Origin of the sequence: Pseudomonas sp. FP1762 (assembly GCF_030687105.1) — a bacterium.
In the GTDB taxonomy this organism is placed as follows: domain Bacteria; phylum Pseudomonadota; class Gammaproteobacteria; order Pseudomonadales; family Pseudomonadaceae; genus Aquipseudomonas; species Aquipseudomonas siliginis.
The window spans coordinates 2,021,552-2,042,205 of sequence record NZ_CP117458.1; the positions used below are offsets into that span (position 1 = coordinate 2,021,552).

The window sequence follows — 20,654 nt, forward strand, 5'->3', positions numbered from 1 at the left end:
TAAGGAGCACCATGGCTCACGCACCACAGATAAGAATCCCTGCGACTTACATGCGCGGCGGCACCAGCAAAGGCGTGTTCTTCAGCCTGACCGATCTGCCCGAAGCCGCGCAGCTACCTGGCGCGGCACGCGATGCGCTGCTGCTGCGGGTGATCGGCAGTCCCGACCCGTACGACAAGCAAATCGACGGCATGGGCGGCGCAACGTCGAGCACCAGCAAAACCGTGATCCTGTCGAAAAGCACCCGTGCCGATCACGACGTCGATTACCTGTTTGGCCAAGTGTCGATCGACAAGCCGTTCGTCGATTGGAGCGGCAACTGCGGCAATCTCTCGGCGGCGGTCGGTTCGTTCGCCATCAGCAACGGTCTGGTCGACGCCAGCCGCATTCCGCACAACGGTGTGGCGGTGGTGCGCGTGTGGCAGGCCAACATCGGCAAGACCATCATTGCCCACGTCCCGATCACCAACGGCGAAGTGCAGGAAACCGGTGATTTCGAACTCGACGGCGTGACCTTTCCGGCGGCCGAAGTGCAGGTTGAATTCATGGATCCGGCGGCGGAAGAAGAGGGCGGCGGTGGCTCGATGTTCCCCACCGGCAATCTGGTCGATGAGCTTGAGGTCCCGGGTGTCGGCACGTTCAAGGCGACCATGATCAACGCCGGGATCCCGACGATATTCGTCAACGCCGAAGACATTGGCTACACCGGCACCGAACTCCAGGGCGCGATCAACGGCGATCCAAAAGCGCTGCTGATGTTCGAGACGATTCGTGCTTACGGTGCGTTGCGCATGGGCCTGATCGCCAATCTGGAAGAAGCCGCCAAGCGGCAACACACGCCGAAAGTTGCGTTCGTCGCCAAGCCTGCGGATTACGTAGCGTCGAGTGGAAAAGCGATTGCCGCTGGTGATGTCGATCTGCTGGTGCGCGCGTTGTCGATGGGCAAGCTGCACCACGCCATGATGGGCACGGCGGCAGTGGCGATCGGCACGGCGGCAGCGATTTCCGGCACGTTGGTGAATCTCGCTGCGGGAGGCATTGAACGCAACGCGGTGCGTTTCGGGCATCCGTCGGGGACTTTGCGCGTGGGCGCTGAAGCGACGCTGGAGAATGGCGAGTGGGTGGTGAAGAAAGCCATCATGAGCCGCAGTGCGCGGGTGCTCATGGAAGGTTACGTCCGCGTGCCCGGAGATTCCTTTTAAGCGACAGCAATATCCTTGTGGGAGCGAGCCTGCTCGCGAAAGCGATGCATCAGACATGCAAAGGTTGACTGACACTCAGCCTTCGCGAGCAGGCTCGCTCCCACAGTGGATTGCATTTCAATCATAAGAAATCGTTAGCCCTGAACCGAGGTCCCATCAACGAACCACTTTACGAGTGAATCGAACATGAGCGCCAACGTCGACCTGAACAACCGTCCCGATTACGACGCAGTCCTGCAGGACATCGCCGACTACGTCCTCACCTTCAAGCCCGAATCCGCCGAGGCGCTGAACACCGCGCGCAACTGCCTGATCGACACGCTGGGCTGCGGTCTGCTGGCCCTGCGTTTCCCTGAATGCACGAAACACCTCGGCCCGATCGTCGAGGGCACGGTGGTGCCGTTCGGCGCACGAGTGCCGGGCACCAGTTATCGCCTCGATCCGGTCAAGGCCGCGTGGGACATCGGCTGTATCGTCCGCTGGCTCGATTACAACGACACCTGGCTTGCCGCTGAGTGGGGGCATCCATCGGACAACCTCGGCGCCATCCTCGCCGTTGCTGATCACCTGTCGCAGAAACGCGTCGCCCACGGTGAGGCGCCGCTGACGGTTCGTGATGTGCTGGAAGCGATGATCATGGCCCACGAGATTCAAGGCGTGATCGCTCTGGAAAACTCCTTCAACCGGGTTGGACTCGACCACGTCATTCTGGTGAAAGTCGCCTCGACCGCCGTCAGCGCCAGACTGATGGGTGCCAATCGCGAGCAGATGCTGTCGGCGCTGTCCCATGCCTTCGCCGACGGTCAGGCGCTGCGCACCTATCGCCACGCACCCAATGCCGGCTCGCGCAAATCCTGGGCGGCGGGGGATGCGGCGAGTCGTGGCGTGCGTCTGGCCGACATCGCCATGCGCGGTGAGATGGGCATTCCCGGCGTTTTGAGCGCGAAGCAGTGGGGCTTCTATGACGTTTCGTTCAGCCACACCAACAACGATCTGGCGCTGAAACCCGCGGACAAACGCGCTTTCAGCTTCTCCCGGCCGTTCGGCAGTTACGTGATGGAAAACGTGCTGTTCAAGATCAGTTTCCCCGCCGAATTCCATGCGCAGACGGCGTGCGAGGCGGCGGTGACCCTGCATCCGCAGGTGCGCAATCGCCTGCACGAGATCGACCGCATTGTCATCACCACCCATGAATCGGCGATCCGCATAATTTCCAAGGTCGGCCCGCTGGCCAACGCAGCCGACCGCGACCACTGCCTGCAATATATGACCGCCGTGCCGCTGGCATTCGGCAATCTGGTGGCGGAGCACTACGAAGACGACTTCCACAAGGCGCATCCGATCATCGATGTGCTGCGCGAAAAAATGCTCATCGTTGAAGAACCGCGCTTCACCCGCGAATACCTTGAGCCCGACAAACGCTCGATTGCCAATGCCGTGCAGGTGTTTTTCAAGGACGGCAGCAGCACCGAGGACGTCGTGGTGGAGTACCCGATCGGCCATCGCCGCCGCCGCGCCGAAGGTATTCCGTTGCTGGAGGACAAGTTCAAGGCCAACCTGGCCACGCGGTTTGCCGGGCAGCGTTGCGCTGAGATATTTGCGCTCTGTGAGGATCAGGCGCGGCTGGAAGCCACAGCGGTGAATCGATTCATCGACCTGTTTGTGATCTGACGGACCGCGTTATCGTTCTTCGCGGGCAAGCCCGCTCCCACAGGGAATGGTGATGAACACAGAAATTGTGAACACCTTCAGAACCTGTGGGAGCGGGCTTGCCCGCGATAGCGTCAGATCAGGCACCGCAAACCTACTTGAACCGCCGCTCAACCCCTTTCTCCACCAGAATCTTCGCCGAAATCTCTTCCACCGAGAAATGCGTGGAATTGATGTGCGGAATGTTCTCGCGGCGGAACAGGTTCTCCACTTCGCGCACTTCGAATTCGCACTGGGCGTAGCTCGAATAACGGCTGTTGGGCTTGCGCTCGTTGCGGATCGCGGTCAAGCGGTCCGGGTCGATGGTCAGGCCGAACAGCTTGTGCTGATGGGCGCGCAGGGCCGTCGGCAGGGTCAGGCGCTCCATGTCGTCTTCGGTCAGCGGATAGTTGGCCGCGCGGATACCGAACTGCATGGCCATGTACAGACACGTCGGCGTTTTGCCGCATCGCGACACGCCCACTAGTATCAGATCGGCTTTGTCGTAATAGTGGGTGCGCGCGCCGTCATCGTTGTCGAGGGCGAAGTTCACCGCCTCGATGCGCTCCATGTAATTGGAGTTGTGCCCGATGGAATGGGACTTGCCGACGGTGTAGGAAGAGTGCTCGGTGAGCTCCTGTTCGAGCGGCGCGAGGAAGGTCGAGAAAATGTCGATCATGAAACCATTGGACGTTGCGAGAATCTCACGAATGTCCTGATTGACGATGGTGTCGAAGATGATCGGCCGAAAGCCGTCGGTTTCAGCGGCTTTGTTGATTTGTTGTACCATGGCCCGCGCTTTTTCCACGCTGTCGATGTAGGGCCGCGTGAATTTGCTGAAGGTAATGTTTTCGAACTGCGCCAGCAGGCTTTGACCCAGGGTTTCGGCGGTAATGCCGGTGCCATCGGAGATGAAGAAAGCAGATCGTTTCATTTGCACCTTGGGCCTTAAGCTAGTAACGAATCTTGGATATGATAGGCGCGATTTGCCGGCCGCCATTGGCCCGCATTCTCACTTATTTTCCAGGTCCAGGCCATACAACCGGCCAAGGCTCCCCCGGGCCGCCGGTTTCTGAGCTTTTCCAACACAGTTAGTGGAGAGATCACCTTGGTAGAGTACGTAGTTTCCCTCGATAAGCTCGGCAAACACGATGTTGAGCATGTGGGGGGCAAGAACGCATCCCTGGGCGAGATGATCAGTAACCTGGCAGGCGCCGGTGTTTCGGTCCCCGGCGGCTTCGCCACGACGGCTCAGGCCTATCGTGACTTCCTCGAACTGAGCGGCCTGAACGAGCAGATCCACAAGGCCCTCGACGCGCTTGACGTCGACGACGTCAATGCCCTGGCCAAGACCGGCGCGCAGATCCGCCAATGGATCATGGACGCCGAATTCCCGGAAAAACTTAACACCGAGATCCGCACCGCGTTCGCCGCGCTGTCGGCGGGCAACCCTGACGTAGCCGTGGCCGTGCGTTCTTCTGCTACCGCCGAAGACCTGCCGGACGCCTCGTTCGCCGGTCAGCAGGAAACCTTCCTGAACATCCGTGGCGTGGAAAACGTAATCCGCGCCGCCAAAGAGGTGTTCGCTTCGCTGTTCAACGACCGTGCGATTTCCTACCGCGTGCACCAGGGCTTCGACCACAAACTGGTCGCCCTGTCGGCTGGCGTGCAGCGCATGGTGCGCTCGGAAACCGGCACCGCCGGCGTGATGTTCACCCTCGATACCGAATCCGGTTTCCGTGACGTGGTATTCATCACCGGCGCCTACGGCCTGGGTGAAACCGTCGTACAAGGCGCGGTCAACCCGGATGAGTTCTACGTACACAAAGGCACGCTGGAGGCCGGTCGTCCGGCGATCCTGCGTCGCAACCTGGGCAGCAAAGCCATCAAGATGATCTACGGCGACGAGGCCAAGGCCGGTCGTTCGGTCAAAACCGTCGATGTCGACAAGGCCGAACGCGCGCGTTTCTGCCTGACCGACGCCGAAGTCAGCGAGCTGGCCAAGCAGGCGATGATCATCGAGAAGCACTACGGCTGCCCGATGGACATCGAGTGGGCCAAGGACGGTGACGACGGCAAGCTGTACATCGTGCAGGCCCGTCCGGAAACCGTGAAAAGCCGCACCCAGGCCAACGTCATGGAACGTTACCTGCTGAAAGAAACCGGCACCGTGCTGGTGGAAGGTCGGGCGATCGGCCAGCGCATCGGCGCCGGCAAAGTGCGGATCATCAAAGACGTCTCGGAAATGGACAAGGTCCAGCCGGGCGACGTGCTGGTTTCCGACATGACCGACCCGGACTGGGAACCGGTGATGAAGCGCGCCAGCGCCATCGTCACCAACCGTGGCGGACGTACCTGCCACGCGGCGATCATTGCCCGTGAGCTGGGCATTCCGGCGGTGGTCGGTTGCGGCAACGCCACCCAGCTGCTGAAGGATGGCCAGGGCGTGACCGTATCCTGCGCCGAAGGCGACACCGGTTACATCTTCGAAGGCGAACTGGGCTTCGACATCAAGAAGAACTCCGTCGACGCCATGCCGGAGCTGCCGTTCAAGATCATGATGAACGTCGGCAACCCGGATCGCGCCTTCGACTTCGCCCAATTGCCGAACGCCGGCGTCGGTCTGGCGCGTCTGGAATTCATCATCAACCGCATGATCGGCGTGCACCCGAAAGCGCTGTTGAACTACGACGGTCTGCCGCAGGAAATCAAGGACAGCGTCGACAAGCGTATTGCTGGTTACAGCGACCCCGTCGACTTCTACGTCGACAAACTGGTGGAAGGCATCAGCACCCTGGCTGCAGCGTTCACGCCGAAAAAAGTCATCGTGCGTCTGTCGGACTTCAAGTCCAACGAATACGCCAACCTGATCGGCGGCAAGCTCTACGAGCCGGAAGAAGAAAACCCGATGCTGGGCTTCCGTGGCGCTTCGCGTTACATCAGCGAATCGTTCCGCGACTGCTTCGAACTCGAATGCCGCGCGCTGAAACGCGTGCGCAACGAGATGGGCCTGACCAACGTGGAAATCATGGTGCCGTTCGTCCGTACTCTCGGCGAAGCCAGCCAGGTGGTCGATCTGCTCGCCGAGAACGGCTTGAAGCGTGGCGAGAACGGTCTACGCGTGATCATGATGTGCGAGCTGCCATCCAACGCGATTCTGGCTGAGGAATTCCTCGAATTCTTCGACGGTTTCTCGATCGGCTCCAACGACCTGACCCAACTGACGCTGGGTCTGGACCGTGACTCGGGGATCATCGCGCACCTGTTCGACGAACGTAATCCGGCGGTGAAGAAACTGTTGGCCAACGCCATTCAGGCCTGCAACAAGGCTGGCAAGTACATCGGCATCTGCGGTCAGGGTCCTTCGGACCACCCGGATCTGGCCAAGTGGCTGATGGAACAGGGCATCGAGAGCGTGTCGCTGAACCCGGACACCGTGCTGGAAACCTGGTTCTTCCTCGCCGAAGGTCAGGCGCAGGCTTGATCAACATGTGAACGGGCCGCGCCCCCTGTAGGAGCGAGCCTGCTCGCGAAGACGGAGCAACATTCACCATGGATGTTGATTGATACACCGCTTTCGCGAGCAGGCTCGCTCCCACATGGGCCGGGCCTTGAGATTGAAGTAGGGCGGGCTCCATCGGATGCCGCCCTTTTTTGTGCAAGAGCATTATGCAAAGCAGCAGCAACCTGTTTCCTGTCGCGCTGATCAGCGCCGAGCGGCGCGGCGATCTGAGCGAAGACGTCTATCGATTGAAACCCGGCAACAGCCCGGACTGGTCCGTAGAGATCGCCGTCACCCGCCTGGGCATGGCCGATGACACGGCGCCACGCGGCGTGCCGGTGATTCTGTTGCACGGCAGCTTTTCCAATCGGCGCTTCTGGTTTTCCCCCAAAGGCCTCGGGCTCGGCGCGTATCTGACGCGGCTGGGCTTCGACGTGTGGATTCCGGAAATGCGCGGTCACGGCCTGTCCCAGCGCAACGAAGACTATCGGCGCAACCGCGTGGCCGATTATGCCCGTTACGATCTGCCGGCGATTGCCGCGTTCGTGCGTGAGCAAAGCGGACAGATCCCGCACTGGATCGGCCATTCGCTGGGCGGCATCACCCTGGCAGCAGCGCTCGGCGGCGAGTATCTCGGCGAACCGGCCGTGGCCTCGGCGGCGTTTTTCGGCACCCAGGTCAGCCGCACCTATTGGCCACTGAAGATTCCACCGGTGGAGTGGGGCGGGCGCTTTATTCTCAAGCGTTTCGCGCAGTTGTCCGGCTCACGCCTCAAACGCGGTCCGGAAGACGAACCGATCGGCCTGGCCATCGAAAGCATGCGCTGGTACGGCTTGTTCGGTCGCTTCGGCGACAAGGACAAGGACTGGTGGGCCGGACTTGCCGAGGTTCAGGTACCGGTGCTGGCGGTGACGGCAGCGGGCGATCATCAGGATCCGGCGTGGGCCTGCCGCAAGCTGTTCGAGCAGATCGGCTCAGAGTGCAAGCAGTTCATCAACCTGGGCCGCGAGCAGGGCTTCTCGGATAATTTCGGCCATGTCGAAATGCTGGTGAGCAAAGCTGCGCAGGCTGAAGTGTGGCCGCTGGTGGCGCGCTGGTTGAAGGATCAGCAGACACCGTTGCTTGCGCAGCCAGCGAATCTGGCCTCCGCAGTGTGAGGGGCGTTCCGTTCAGCCTGGCTTGCGGCTAAGATATGACGCATTGTGCGGTTCTGGTCATATTTCGTGACTGTTTAGCTATTACGTTTCAGGGTTTGTTCAGGTTGCGTCAGCGACCATGGCATGGACTAAGGTAAACAGCGACCGCCGGAACTCGTCTCATCAGAATGCGGCATCCCTTGATCGTCTTCCTTGTTACAGGAGTTTTTCGATGGAACATTACCTTACGCCTGACCTGTGCGACGCCTACCCGGAGCTGGTGCAGGTGCTGGAACCGATGTTCAGCAATTTCGGCGGCCGGGATTCCTTCGGCGGCGAAATCGTGACCATCAAGTGCTTCGAAGACAATTCGCTGGTCAAGGAGCAAGCCGAACTCAACGGCAAAGGCAAAGTGCTGGTGGTTGATGGCGGCGGTTCGCTGCGCCGCGCCCTGCTGGGCGACATGATCGCCGCCAAGGCCGCGCAGAACGGCTGGGAAGGGCTGGTGATCTACGGTTGCATCCGTGACGTCGACGTCATTGCCCAGACCGATCTCGGCGTGCAGGCGCTGGCCAGTCACCCGATGAAAACCGACAAGCGCGGCATTGGCGACCTCAACGTCCCGGTGACTTTCGCCGGTGTGACGTTTCACCCTGGCCAGTACATTTATGCGGACAACAACGGCGTGATCGTTTCGCCGACTCCGCTGAAAATGCCTGAATAAGGTTTTCGACAAGGGATGCGGATGTTCGAGGAAGAAAACGCGCAATGGGGGCTGGTACATGCCCTGGTACTGGACGGCAAGGGCGGTGCGCGTTCGATAGCCCGGACTGAGCTCGACGATTTGCAGTTGCAGGCCCATGAAAGCCTGTGGCTGCACTGGGATCGCAGCCATCCGCAGACCCAAACCTGGCTGCGCAAATCCAGCGGGCTCAACGAATTCACCTGCGATCTGCTGCTGGAAGAGAACACCCGCCCGCGTCTGTTGCCATTGCCCGACTCCGAGCTGCTGCTGTTTCTGCGCGGGGTCAATCTCAACCCGGGCGCCGAGCCGGAAGACATGGTCTCGGTGCGGATTTTTGCCTCCGCTCAGCGCGTGATTTCCCTGCGCTTGCGTCCGTTGCGCGCTACAGATGAGTTGCTGGCGCTGCTGGGGGAGGGCAAAGGGCCGAAAACGTCTTCTGAATTGATGCTGTATCTGGCGCAGTTCCTCACCAATAAAGTGCAGGATCTGGTCACGTGCCTGTCGGAAGTGGTCGATGAAGAGGAAGAAAAACTCGACGCCGACGAACGGTATACGCCCGAGCACGGGGCGATTTTGCACATCCGCCGCAGAGCGGCCGGGCTGAAGCGTTTTCTTGCGCCACAGCGGGATATTTTCGGACAGCTGACCCGGATAAAATTGCCGTGGTTCGTCGAAGACGACGCCGACTACTGGAACGAATTGAACAACAGCCTCACCCGCTATCTGGAAGAGCTCGAATTGACCCGAGAGCGCGTGGGGCTTGTGCTGGAGGCCGAAGATCGGCGTTTGAGCGTGCACATGAATCGCACCATGTACCGCTTCGGCATCATTACCTGCATCTTTTTGCCGATGAGTTTCATCACCGGTCTGCTCGGGATAAATGTCGGCGGTATTCCGTTTGCCGAAAGCCCGTATGGTTTCCTGATTGCCTGCCTGACGGTACTCGCCCTGGCGTTCGGTCAGTGGTGGTTGTTCCGTCGATTGCGCTGGGTGTGAACATGGCGCATGTGACCCGAGTAAAACTGCCCGCGTCTTTCACAGACATCACGAGAGGTGCGTATGCACGATCCGTTTGAACAGTCTTTGCGCGACATGCTCAACGCTTCGCCGTCCAGCCGCGACGACGATGCCTGCCTGGGCCGCGTACTCAAAACCGCCAACCGCCAGGTTGGCGCCGGTGATCTGTTCAGCCTGCTGGGCCGCTGGCTGCCCGCGCTGATGATCGCCCTGAACAATGGCTCGGCGCATGTCTCGCCGGTTTCCCGTCTTCGTAAAACCACTGCTCGCACTGCTGATAAGGCTGATTGAATATGGAACTTGATCTCTGGACTCAGAGCCTCGTCACTGCAATGACTGCGTTGTGGACCAAAGTCGCTAATTTCATTCCGAACCTGTTCGGCGCACTGGTTGTGCTGCTGTTGGGTTTCGTCGTGGCCAAGCTGCTCGACACCTTGCTCTCCAAATTGCTCGCCAAACTCGGCCTTGATCGTCTGATGGGCGGCACCGGGCTGACCAAGCTGATGTCGCGCGCCGGGCTGCAAGTGCCGATCTCGACGCTGATCGGTAAAATCGTCTACTGGTTCGTTCTGCTGATTTTTCTGGTTTCCGCAGCAGAATCCCTTGGCCTTGAGCGAGTTTCAGCTACGCTGGACATGCTGGCGTTGTATCTGCCGAAAGTATTCGGCGCCGCGCTGGTGTTGCTGGTCGGTGTCCTGCTGGCGCAACTGGCTAACGGGCTGGTGCGCGGCGCAGCAGAAGGCGTAGGCCTGGACTACGCTTCCGGGTTGGGACGGATCGCGCAGGGGCTGGTGATCATCATCAGCATCTCGGTGGCGATCAGCCAGCTCGAGGTCAAGACCGACCTGCTGAACCATGTGATTGTCATCGTATTGATTACCGTTGGTCTGGCAGTTGCGCTGGCCATGGGTTTGGGAAGCCGGGAAATCGCCGGTCAGATTCTTGCGGGAATCTATGTGCGTGAGCTGTACGAGGTTGGGCAACAAGTGCGTGTTGGCGAGGTCGAAGGCCAGATCGAAGAGATCGGCACGGTTAAAACCACATTGCTGACCGATGAGGGTGAGCTAGTCTCTCTCTCCAATCGGATCCTGCTGGAACAGCATGTGAGTAGCCGCTAAACCGGCAAACCCTGCTAATGTATGCCGCCGCAAAATGCCAGCCGAGGCTGGTTGTGGCGGACATTGACCTGACTGTCGGCACGACTTGTTTTGAATAAAGCCCAACCGCTATCCACGCGCTACGACCCCCGCGAGCTCTCTGATGAGGAGTTGGTCGCGCGCTCGCATACCGAGCTGTTTCACGTAACGCGCGCCTACGAAGAGTTGATGCGGCGTTACCAGCGAACATTATTTAACGTCTGCGCGAGATATCTTGGGAACGATCGCGACGCAGACGATGTCTGTCAGGAAGTGATGCTGAAGGTGCTGTACGGCCTGAAGAACTTCGAGGGGAAATCGAAGTTCAAAACCTGGCTTTACAGCATCACTTACAACGAATGCATCACGCAGTATCGGAAGGAACGGCGTAAGCGTCGCTTGATGGACGCTCTCAGTCTGGACCCTCTTGAAGAAGCGTCTGAAGAAAAGGCGCCGAAGCCGGAGGAGAAGGGTGGGCTTGATCGCTGGCTGGTGTATGTGAATCCGATTGACCGCGAAATTCTGGTGCTACGATTTGTCGCAGAGCTGGAGTTTCAGGAGATCGCAGACATCATGCACATGGGTTTGAGTGCGACAAAAATGCGTTACAAACGCGCTCTAGATAAATTGCGTGAGAAATTTGCAGGCATTGCTGAAACTTAGTTCAGCGCAAATATCTCTTACGTGTAGGCAAGTTCTGATAGACTTGCCGCCGAGTTGTCCCCCGGTTTGCGGGACTGCTTCACAATCACCAGATGGGGATTTAACGGATGAAACTGAAAAACACCTTGGGCTTGGCCATTGGTTCTCTGATTGCCGCCACTTCGTTCGGCGCTCTGGCACAAGGCCAAGGCGCAGTTGAAATCGAAGGCTTCGCTAAGAAAGAACAATTCGACAGCGCTCGTAACTTCAAGAACAACGGCAACCTGTTCGGCGGTTCGATCGGTTACTTCCTGACCGACGACGTTGAACTGCGTCTGGGCTACGACGAAGTGCACAACGTTCGTGCCGACGATGGCAAGAACGTCAAAGGCGCTAACACCGCTCTGGACGCTCTGTACCACTTCAACAACCCAGGCGACATGATTCGTCCATACGTTTCGGCCGGTTTCTCTGACCAGAGCATCGACCAGAACGGTTCGAACGGTCGTAACCGTTCCACCTTCGCCAACGTTGGCGGCGGTGCCAAGCTGTACTTCACCGAGAACTTCTACGCCCGTGCCGGCGTTGAAGCTCAGTACAACATCGACCAGGGCGACACCGAGTGGGCTCCTAGCGTCGGTATCGGTGTGAACTTCGGTGGCGGCTCCAAGCCAGCTGCTGCTCCAGTTCCAGCACCTGCTGAAGTCTGCTCCGACAGCGACAACGATGGCGTTTGCGACAACGTTGACAAGTGCCCGGACACCCCAGCCAACGTAACCGTTGACGCTGATGGCTGCCCAGCAGTTGCTGAAGTTGTTCGTGTTGAGCTGGACGTGAAATTCGACTTCGACAAGTCGGTAGTCAAGCCTAACAGCTACGGCGACATCAAAAACCTGGCTGACTTCATGAAGCAGTACCCATCCACCACCACTACTGTTGAAGGTCACACTGACTCCGTCGGTCCTGACGCTTACAACCAGAAACTGTCCGAGCGTCGTGCAAACGCCGTTAAGCAAGTTCTGACCAACCAGTACGGTGTTGAATCGTCCCGCGTTCAGTCTGTTGGCTACGGCGAATCCCGCCCAGTTGCTGACAACAAAACTGAAGCTGGCCGCGCTGTAAACCGTCGCGTAGAAGCGCAGGTTGAAGCTCAAGCTAAGTAATTAGCTGCCGCTGATGGAAAAGCCCGGCTCAGGCCGGGCTTTTCTTTGTCTGCGATTTGGCTTCGCCGCTTAACGCGCCTGCGCGTTGAACGCCGTCCCGCAGCTACCGAAGGCTGCGATCTTTTGCTCTTGAGCAACGGCCGCCACCGCGCCAATCACCAGAATCGCCGGGCTCTTCAATTCAAACGCCGAGGCATCCTCAGCCATCGCACTCAGGTCACTGCGACATTCACGCTGATGCGCCAAAGAAGCGTTTTCGATCATTGCCACTGGCGTATCCGCCGCCATCCCTCCGGCGAGCAGCTGATCACGAATCTCGCCCAGCTTGGCCACGCCCATGTAAACCACCAGCGTCGTCCCGCCTTGCGCCAGCGCCTGCCAGTTCAACTGGCTGTCATCCTGGGTGTGCGCAGTCACCAACGTTACTCCGCGCGCCACGCCCCGCAACGTCAGCGGAATATCGCACTGCGTCGCCCCGGCCAGCCCGGCGGTAATGCCATTGACCAATTCCACTTCAACCCCGCGCTCGCGCAACCACTGCGCTTCTTCGCCACCGCGGCCGAAAATGCACGGATCGCCGCCCTTCAGGCGCACTACGCATTTGCCCTGGCGTGAATAACGCAGCATCAGCCGATGAATGAATGCCTGTGGCGTCGAACGGCAGCCGCCGCGCTTGCCAACGGGAATAACCCGCGCAGTCGGGCAGTGTTCCAGCACGGCGTCGTTGACCAGATCATCGATCATCACCACATCGGCCTCGCGCAACGCCCGCACCGCTTTGAGCGTCAACAACTCCGGATCGCCAGGGCCTGCGCCCACCAGCCAGACTTTCGCATTCATGGTGTTGTCCTCGTTAAATGACCGCGACCGGCCGCGCTTCGGCAGCCAGCAGACGCTTGATTTCCGGCACGCAGGAACCGCATTGCGTACCGCATCGGAGATTGTTTTTCAGGCCTTGCAGATCCAGTCCCTGGCGAATGCCGGCGCAGACTGCGTTGAGGCTGACGTTTTCGCAATTGCACAAGGTCTTGTCGCTCGCAATGGCGCCGACAGCGCCCGGCGGCGCGCTCATCGGCGCGAGCAGCCAGCGCCGCAGTTGTTGGTCAGCACGGCCCTCCAGCCACAGGCTTTGCAGCCAGTGTTGCGCCAGGGTTTCGCCGGCGAGGCGAATCGCAGTGATACGGCCGTTTTCGATACGCACCCGCTTGCCAATGGCGCGACGCGGATCGTCATAGGCCAGAACCGGGCCATCCAGCAGCGAGAGGCACTGGTCGATCTCGCCCAGCAGCTGTGGATCGGGCGCCTCAGCGTGTGCAGCACGTATCAGCAACGCTGGCCGCTCACGCCCGACAAGGCTGAGGCTGACGTAGGAAAACGCCTCGCACAGCGGTCGTAGCGTCTCGAAATGCCGCTGAACATCACCCTCGATCAAGGCGAACAGTTGCCACGGCAGGTTGACTGCCTCCAGACGCACGCCGCTGTGCTTGAGCTCCGGTTGTTTGGACAGCGGATCAAACGCCGGCAAGGTCAGCGTGTTGACGCCGCCCTTGAGATAGCGATCGCCCCAGTGCATCGGCAGAAACGCCTGGCCCGGACGCACGCTGTCGTCGCTGCCGACCGCAACAATCACCGCGCCACGGCGGCTTTTCAGATTGACCAGATCACCGGGCTGCAAGCGGTGCCGCCGCATTTCGTCAGGGTGCAGGCTCAGCACGGCTTCGCTGACGTGGCCGAACAATTGCGCGGCGGTGCCGGTGCGGCTCATGCCGTGCCACTGGTCACGCAGGCGACCGGTGATCAAAGTCAGCGGGAAGCGCGCGTCGCGTTGTTCCTTGGCGGCGCGGTACGGATCGGCAATGAACTGCGCGCGGCCGCTGGCCGTAGGAAAGACGCCGTCTTCGTAGAGTCGTGGCGTGCCTTGGCGGGCGCCGGCAGGGAAGGGCCATTGCTGCGGGCCGATCTCGTCGATCAAGGCATGACTGATTCCGCACAGATCCAGGTCTCGCCCTTGGGTCAGCAGTTTGAATTCATCAAACAACTGCGAAGGCTGATCGAAAGCGAACAGACTTGGCTGCCGAGGACGCAGACGTTTCTCCAGACGCTGTGCGAAATCCACCGTGATGGCCCAGTCCGGCCGCGCTTCGCCCGGTGCGACAACCGCTTTGCGCACGTGGGAAATGCGCCGTTCGGAGTTGGTCACCGAACCTTCTTTCTCGCCCCAACTGGCGGCGGGTAACAGCAGGTCGGCAAATGCAGCGGTTTCGGTGGTGCGAAAGGCTTCCTGCAACACCACAAAAGGGCAGGCCTCAAGCGCTGCGCGGACTGCGCTCTGGTCTGGCATCGATTGCGCCGGGTTGGTACAGGCGATCCACAGTGCTTTGATTTTGCCGCTGCGCAGGTTTTCGAACAGTTCGATGGCGCTCAGGCCCGGCGCCTCGGGCAAGCTCTCGACGCCCCAGTACGCCGCCACCTCGGCGCGATGTTCCGCATTGCCGGCATCGCGATGGCCCGGCAACAGATTGGACAGACTGCCGGTTTCCCGTCCGCCCATGGCGTTCGGCTGACCTGTAAGTGAGAAAGGTCCTGCGCCGGGCCGGCCAATTTGCCCGGTGGCCAAGTGCAGATTGATCAGCGCGCTGTTTTTCGCGCTGCCGGCGGTAGACTGATTCAGGCCCATGCACCACAGCGACAGGAAGCTCGGCGCAGTGCCGACCCATTCTGCGCATTGCTGCAGTTGCTCGATGCTGATGCCGCACAGTTGCGAAACCATTTGCGGGGTGTAATCGCGCACCAGGGTTTTGAGTTCGGCGAGGCCTTCGGTGTGCGCCTTGATGAAATCGCGATCAATCCAGTCTTCCCACAACAGCAGATGCAAAATCCCATGGAACAAAGCGACATCGGTGCCCGGAAGAATCGCCAGGTGCAGGTCAGCCAAATCGCAGGTGTCGGTGCGACGCGGGTCGATCACGATGACTTTCATCTGCGGGCGACGGGATTTGGCTTCCTCCAGCCGACGGAAAAGTACCGGATGGGCGTAGGCCATGTTACTGCCGACGATCATCACGCAGTCGCTCAGCTCCAGGTCTTCGTAACTGCACGGCGGCGCGTCGGCGCCGAGGCTGCGTTTGTAGCCGACCACCGCCGAGGACATGCACAGCCGCGAATTGCTGTCGATGTTGTTGGTGCCGACCAGCGCCCGCGCGAGCTTGTTGAAGGCGTAGTAGTCCTCGGTGAGCAACTGTCCGGAGATGTAGAACGCCACGCTGTCCGGGCCGTGCTCGGCGATGGTTTCGGCGAACACGTTGGTCGCGTGGTCGAGGGCGGTATCCCAGTCAGTACGGCTGCGCGCCAGGCCTTTGCCCAGGCGCAGTTCCGGGTACAAGGCGCGGGCGGCGAGGTCGCCGGTCAGGTGCAGCGTCGAGCCTTTGCTGCACAGTTTGCCGAAGTTGGCCGGGTGCGCCGGATCGCCGCTGACGCCGAGGATGCGCTCGCCGTCATGCTCGATCAGTACGCCGCAGCCGACCCCGCAGTAACAGCAGGTCGAGGCGGTCGTCTGGCGGTTCATCAGATGGCGTCCCGCAGGGCCAGTTGCACCCGGCCATTCTCGACCCGCGCCGGATGATGGTGCGCACAGCCGATGTCCGGCGCCTGGGCTTCGCCGGTTTCGAGGTCGATCTGCCAGTTATGCAGCGGGCAGGCCACGCGCTTGCCATAGATCAGACCTTGCGACAGCGGGCCGCCCTTGTGCGGGCAGCGATCATCGAGGGCGAAAACCTCGTCGTCGCTTGTACGAAAAATCGCGATGTCTCCTTTCGGCCCGGCAATGATCCGCGAACCGAGGGCGTTGATCTCTTCCAGCGCACAGATGTCGAGCCAGTTCATGCCGGCACCTCCAGGTTTTTCACGGGGATCACGTCGAATTCTTTCTTCAGTTGCGGCTGCGCCAGGCGCTCTTTCCATGGGTCCTGTTCGAACGACAGGGAGAATTGCAGGCGCTCGTTCAGGGCCTTGCGCCGCTCGGCGTCTTCGAGCACGTTCTTCTTGATGTGCTCCATGCCGACCCGTTGCAGGTAATGCACGGTGCGCTCAAGGTAGAAGGCTTCTTCGCGGTAGAGCTGCAGGAATGCGCCGTTGTATTCGCGGACTTCTTCGGCGGTCTTGAGCTTGACGAAGAACTCGGCGACTTCGGTCTTGATCCCGCCGTTGCCACCGATGTACATCTCCCAGCCGGAGTCGACGCCGATAATTCCTACGTCCTTGATGCCCGCTTCCGAGCAGTTGCGTGGGCAACCGGACACCGCCAGCTTCACCTTGTGCGGCGACCACATGTTGAACAGGTCGTGCTCGAGCTCGATGCCCAGTTGCGTCGAGTTCTGCGTGCCGAAACGGCAGAACTCGCTGCCAACGCAGGTTTTCACCGTGCGGATGGATTTGCCGTAGGCGTGGCCGGACGGCATGTCGAGGTCTTTCCAGACGCCGGGCAGATCCTGTTTCTTGATCCCCAGCAAGTCGATGCGCTGACCGCCGGTGACCTTGACCATCGGCACGTTGTACTTGTCGGCCACATCGGCAATCCGCCGCAGTTCCGATGGGTTGGTGACGCCGCCCCACATGCGCGGCACCACCGAATAGGTGCCGTCCTTCTGGATGTTGGCGTGGGCGCGTTCGTTGATCAGGCGCGATTGCGGATCGTCCTTGGCTTCGCCCGGCCAGGTGGAAATCAGGTAGTAGTTGAGCGCCGGGCGACAGGTCGCGCAGCCATTGGGTGTGCGCCAGTTCAGGTAACTCATGGTCTCGGCGATGGTCAGCAGGTGTTCCTGACGGATCGCCTGACGAATCTGCCCGTGGTTGAGGTCGCTGCAACCGCAGATGGCTTTTTCGCTTTTCGGTTTGACGTCCGCCGCGCCACCGACGGTGTTAATCAGGATCTGCTCGACCAGCCCGGCGCAGGAGCCGCAGGAGCTCGCAGCCTTGGTGTGTTTCTTCACTTCATCGACGCTGAACAGGCCGTGTTCCTGAATCGCCTTGACGATGGTGCCCTTGCACACACCGTTGCAGCCGCAGACTTCGGCGCTGTCGGCCATGACCATGGCTTTGTCCTGGCCCTGATGTCCTACGTCGCCTAAGGCGTTTTCGCCGAACATGAGGTGATCGCGGATTTCGCCGATGGCGTGATTCTCACGAATCTGCCGGAAATACCAACCGCCATCTGCCGTATCGCCGTACAGACAGGCGCCGACCAGCACGTCATCCTTGATCACCAGTTTTTTGTACACGCCGCCGATCGGGTCGGAGAGGGTGATGGTCTCGGTGCCTTCGCCGCCCATGAAATCGCCGGCGGAGAACAGGTCGATGCCGGTGACTTTCAATTTGGTCGAGGTCACTGAACCCTGATAGCGAGCGAAACCCAGTTGCGCGAGGTGATTGGCGCAGACCTTGGCTTGTTCGAACAGCGGCGCGACCAGACCGTAGGCGATGCCGCGATGGCTGGCGCATTCGCCGATTGCGTAGATGCGCGGGTCGTAGGTTTGCAGGGTGTCATTGACCAGAATCCCGCGATTGCACGGAATGCCGGCCTTTTCTGCCAGTTCAGTGTTGGGACGGATGCCGGCGGCCATCACCACCAGATCGGCAGGGATGATGTCGCCGTTCTTGAACTGCACCGAGCCGACCCGGCCATTGCCGGCGTCGTGCAGGGCTTGGGTCTGTTCGCACAGGCGAAAATGCAGGCCACGGGATTCCAGCGCCGATTGCAGAAGCTGGCCGCTGGTCTTGTCCAGTTGCCGCTCCAGCAGCCATTCGCCGAGGTGCACCACGGTCACGTGCATGCCGCGCAGCATCAGGCCGTTGGCCGCTTCGAGGCCGAGCAGACCGCCGCCGATGACCACGGCGTGCTTGTGGGTCCTGGCGGTGTCGATCATGGCCTGGGTGTCGGCGATGTCGCGGTAACCGATCACGCCCTGCAAAGTGTTGCCGGGGATTGGCAGGATGAACGGGGTCGAGCCGGTGGCGATCAGCAGGCGATCGTACTCGGCCTCGGTGCCGTCCTCGGCAATCACTCGGCGTTTGACCCGGTCGATCTCCACCACTTTGCGGTTGAGCAGCAATTTGATGTTGTTTTCCAGGTACCAGTCGAGGTCGTTGAGCACGATCTCTTCGAAGGTCTGCTCACCGGCTAGCACCGGCGACAGCAGGATGCGGTTGTAGTTGGTGTGCGGTTCGGCGCCGAAGACGGTGATGTCGTAGAGCTCGTCGCTCAGCTTGAGCAGTTCTTCCAGGGTACGCACCCCGGCCATGCCATTGCCGATCATCACCAGTTTGAGTTTTTTCATCAGGTTCTCCGGGAGCTGCGGCTGGCCTCTGGTGGGCCGTCGGGCCTTGCTCGACAAATTTTGCGCAAACAAAAAAAGGCGTCCCGCTAGTTGCCTAGCGAGGACGCCTTTGTCCTGGTCCCGTTCTCTCGGGAAGCGCAGCCTTCGTCGTTGAAGGTTGGGCTTTATGTATGGTGAAAAGGGTAATGCAGTGGTTGTGCCAACTCGGGGGGACGCGGATTTATTGGGGATTGGGGTTGTGACAGGAGATTTTTTTGCACCGAATCGAGGCGTGTTGCTCGTTCGTGGCGCGTTAATTCTTGGGGTTATGCGGTGTGAAGCCGAATGCCTTCGCGAGCAGGCTCGCTCCCACAAGGTGTCTGCGAACGACACAAATTCCCTGTGGGAGCGAGCCTGCTCGCGAATGGCGCGGTGCGGTTCAACTGTGAAACAACAAAACCAGCAGCACCACATTCCCGAGCAATGCCAGAAGCGCCATCGTCCGCCAGACCTTCAACGGCTCCCGTTCCAACAAAGGCCGGGGCCGCACACTCAAACTTTGCCGCTCACCCTGTTCCAGCACCAGCAGCCACTCTTCAGCGGTTTCGAAGCGTTGCTGCGGATCGGCGGCGACGCCGCGTTCCAGACTTTGCGCCAGCCAGTCCGGCAGGTCCGGGCGATAGCGACTGGCACTCACCGGCACGCCAAATCGGGGCCGTTGGAACGCTTCGATTTCGCCATAGGGAAAATGCCCGGTGAGCAGGTAATAGAGAGTGACACCGACAGAATACAAATCCTGCTGCGCACTCGGTGGTTCGCCGCGAAACGCTTCCGGGGCGATGAAACTAGGCGTTCCCGGCAGGGTCGACGGTGCGTCCTCCGACAGTCCCGGGCAATAAGCCAAGCCGAAATCCAGCAGGCGCAGCTCGCCATCGTCACCCCGCAGCAGGTTTTCCGGTTTGATGTCGCGGTGCAGAATCTGCCGTCGATGCAGCAGCCCGACCGCGCGCAACAGCCGCTCGGCGATGTCCTGCCACTGCGCCAGTGGCAACGGGCCGCTGTGTTGAAACATTTCGGCCAGCGTCGTCCCGGCGTATTCGCGCATCACGTAATACAAATGCTGACGCTGAGTGCAGGCATGGATTTGCGGAAAATGCCGGCCGGCCACGCGCTTGAGAAACCATTCCTCGGACAGCAGCGCCTGCCCGGCTTGCGGGTCGTCGGCCAGGCGCGTCGGCAAGGTCTTCAACAGCCAAGACTGGCCCTGACCATCAAGCACGCGATACAGCAATGATTGCTGGCTCTGGCCGATGATGCCTTGCACCTGCCAGCCTTCAAACGCTTGCCCGGGTTTCAGCGTTGGCGGCAGTGGCCATTGCTGCAATTGCACCAGCGCATCGCCGATGCTCGCTTCGCCCAGCGCATCGACGCGCACCAGCAGGGCACTGGCGTTGTCCTGACTGCCGGCCAGATGCGCGGCGTTGACCAAGGTTTGCGCCGCGCTGTGCAGATCCACTTGATCGCGCAGAATCGCGGCGATCGCGGTATCGCCCAAGGTCGACCAGACGCCGTCGCTGAGCAGCACGAAGCTTTCGCCCTCACGCAGTTCGCCGTCGAGGAAATCCAGGACCAGATGCTGATCGAGCCCGAGCGCACGTTTGAGCACGTGTTGCATGCCCGGTTGCTCCCAGACGTGATCCTCGCTGATGCGCTGCAAGCGCTCGGCGTGCCAGCGATAGACCCGGCAATCGCCGACATGGGCGAGGGTGAAGCGTCGACCACGCATCACCAGCGCGCTGACCGTGGTCAGCAGCGGTTGCCCGCCGCCGTTGGCCTGCAGCCAGCGATTTTGCGCGAGCAGCAGGCGATCCAGCGCCTGGGCCACGCTCCAGGTTTCCGGCGTCGCGTAGTAGTCCAGCGCCAGGGCCTGCAAGGTCGAACGCGCGGCGAGGCCGCCATCGGCGCACTGGCTGACGCCGTCGGCGATGGCGAACAGATAACCCTTGCTCACCGCCAGTGCCGGCGCCGGTGTCACTGAACGCAGGGCGTCCTGATTCTCCGCGCGCGGGCCGGTGGCGCTGGCTTCGGCGAAACTCAGTTGCAGGGCCATT

The 20,654-nt window shown here is 60.5% G+C and carries 16 protein-coding genes; 10 read left to right on the top strand and 6 right to left on the bottom strand.

What is annotated here, in order from left to right:
• Window positions 1–11: 11 nt before the first annotated feature.
• Together prpF and prpD are read left to right on the top strand one after the other, a co-directional pair.
• Entirely contained in the window at window positions 12–1,202 is a 1,191-nt protein-coding gene (prpF, locus tag PSH90_RS08980; RefSeq protein WP_305382537.1) for a 2-methylaconitate cis-trans isomerase PrpF, read from the top strand.
• A gap of 186 nt (window positions 1,203–1,388) precedes the next feature.
• Window positions 1,389–2,873 (top strand): 2-methylcitrate dehydratase, encoded by a 1,485-nt coding sequence (prpD, locus tag PSH90_RS08985; protein ID WP_305382539.1) that lies wholly within the window; start codon window positions 1,389–1,391, stop codon window positions 2,871–2,873.
• 133 nt (window positions 2,874–3,006) lie between these two features.
• Here prpD and PSH90_RS08990 read toward each other — a convergent pair whose 3' ends face one another.
• Window positions 3,007–3,825 (bottom strand): pyruvate, water dikinase regulatory protein, encoded by an 819-nt coding sequence (locus PSH90_RS08990; protein WP_016773826.1) that lies wholly within the window; start codon window positions 3,823–3,825, stop codon window positions 3,007–3,009.
• 174 nt (window positions 3,826–3,999) lie between these two features.
• Between PSH90_RS08990 and ppsA the strand changes: the two genes are divergently transcribed.
• The 8 genes from ppsA to PSH90_RS09030 all read left to right on the top strand — a co-directional run bounded on the left by ppsA (window position 4,000) and on the right by PSH90_RS09030 (window position 12,232).
• A complete protein-coding gene (gene ppsA / locus PSH90_RS08995; protein ID WP_056784146.1) occupies window positions 4,000–6,375 on the top strand; it encodes a phosphoenolpyruvate synthase in 2,376 nt (791 codons plus the stop codon).
• Window positions 6,376–6,560: 185 nt separating this feature from the next.
• On the top strand, window positions 6,561–7,550 hold the full coding sequence (locus tag PSH90_RS09000) for an alpha/beta fold hydrolase (RefSeq protein WP_252877761.1): 990 nt from the start codon (window positions 6,561–6,563) through the stop codon (window positions 7,548–7,550).
• Window positions 7,551–7,761: 211 nt separating this feature from the next.
• Window positions 7,762–8,253: a ribonuclease E activity regulator RraA gene (gene rraA / locus PSH90_RS09005; protein ID WP_039762996.1), complete on the top strand. Its 492-nt coding sequence runs from the start codon at window positions 7,762–7,764 to the stop codon at window positions 8,251–8,253.
• A 21-nt stretch (window positions 8,254–8,274) separates the two neighbouring features.
• Entirely contained in the window at window positions 8,275–9,270 is a 996-nt protein-coding gene (locus PSH90_RS09010) for a zinc transporter ZntB (protein ID WP_016773830.1), read from the top strand.
• Between the two features lie 63 nt (window positions 9,271–9,333).
• Complete coding sequence (locus PSH90_RS09015; RefSeq protein ID WP_003223293.1) at window positions 9,334–9,582, top strand: hypothetical protein; 249 nt, start codon at window positions 9,334–9,336, stop codon at window positions 9,580–9,582.
• A 2-nt stretch (window positions 9,583–9,584) separates the two neighbouring features.
• On the top strand, window positions 9,585–10,409 hold the full coding sequence (locus PSH90_RS09020) for a mechanosensitive ion channel domain-containing protein (RefSeq protein ID WP_016773831.1): 825 nt from the start codon (window positions 9,585–9,587) through the stop codon (window positions 10,407–10,409).
• 90 nt (window positions 10,410–10,499) lie between these two features.
• Window positions 10,500–11,090, top strand: coding sequence for an RNA polymerase sigma factor SigX (gene sigX / locus PSH90_RS09025; protein ID WP_016773832.1), 591 nt, complete (start codon window positions 10,500–10,502; stop codon window positions 11,088–11,090).
• Window positions 11,091–11,197: 107 nt separating this feature from the next.
• Complete coding sequence (locus tag PSH90_RS09030) at window positions 11,198–12,232, top strand: OmpA family protein (RefSeq protein ID WP_039762998.1); 1,035 nt, start codon at window positions 11,198–11,200, stop codon at window positions 12,230–12,232.
• A gap of 69 nt (window positions 12,233–12,301) precedes the next feature.
• Here the strand turns inward: PSH90_RS09030 and cobA are convergent, their stop codons facing one another.
• The 5 genes from cobA to PSH90_RS09055 form a co-directional block, all read right to left on the bottom strand.
• The gene (cobA, locus tag PSH90_RS09035) at window positions 12,302–13,072 is read right to left on the bottom strand and encodes a uroporphyrinogen-III C-methyltransferase (RefSeq protein ID WP_305382540.1); all 771 of its coding nucleotides are present in this window, start codon (window positions 13,070–13,072) and stop codon (window positions 12,302–12,304) included.
• A gap of 13 nt (window positions 13,073–13,085) precedes the next feature.
• A complete protein-coding gene (locus PSH90_RS09040; RefSeq protein ID WP_305382542.1) occupies window positions 13,086–15,797 on the bottom strand; it encodes a nitrate reductase in 2,712 nt (903 codons plus the stop codon).
• Complete coding sequence (gene nirD / locus PSH90_RS09045; RefSeq protein ID WP_016773836.1) at window positions 15,797–16,114, bottom strand: nitrite reductase small subunit NirD; 318 nt, start codon at window positions 16,112–16,114, stop codon at window positions 15,797–15,799. Before nirD ends, PSH90_RS09040 begins: the two co-directional genes overlap by 1 nt.
• On the bottom strand, window positions 16,111–18,564 hold the full coding sequence (gene nirB / locus PSH90_RS09050) for a nitrite reductase large subunit NirB (protein ID WP_016773837.1): 2,454 nt from the start codon (window positions 18,562–18,564) through the stop codon (window positions 16,111–16,113). Before nirB ends, nirD begins: the two co-directional genes overlap by 4 nt.
• Before the next feature lie 418 nt (window positions 18,565–18,982).
• The gene (locus PSH90_RS09055) at window positions 18,983–20,653 is read right to left on the bottom strand and encodes a bifunctional protein-serine/threonine kinase/phosphatase (RefSeq protein ID WP_305382543.1); all 1,671 of its coding nucleotides are present in this window, start codon (window positions 20,651–20,653) and stop codon (window positions 18,983–18,985) included.
• Window position 20,654 lies beyond the last annotated feature (1 nt).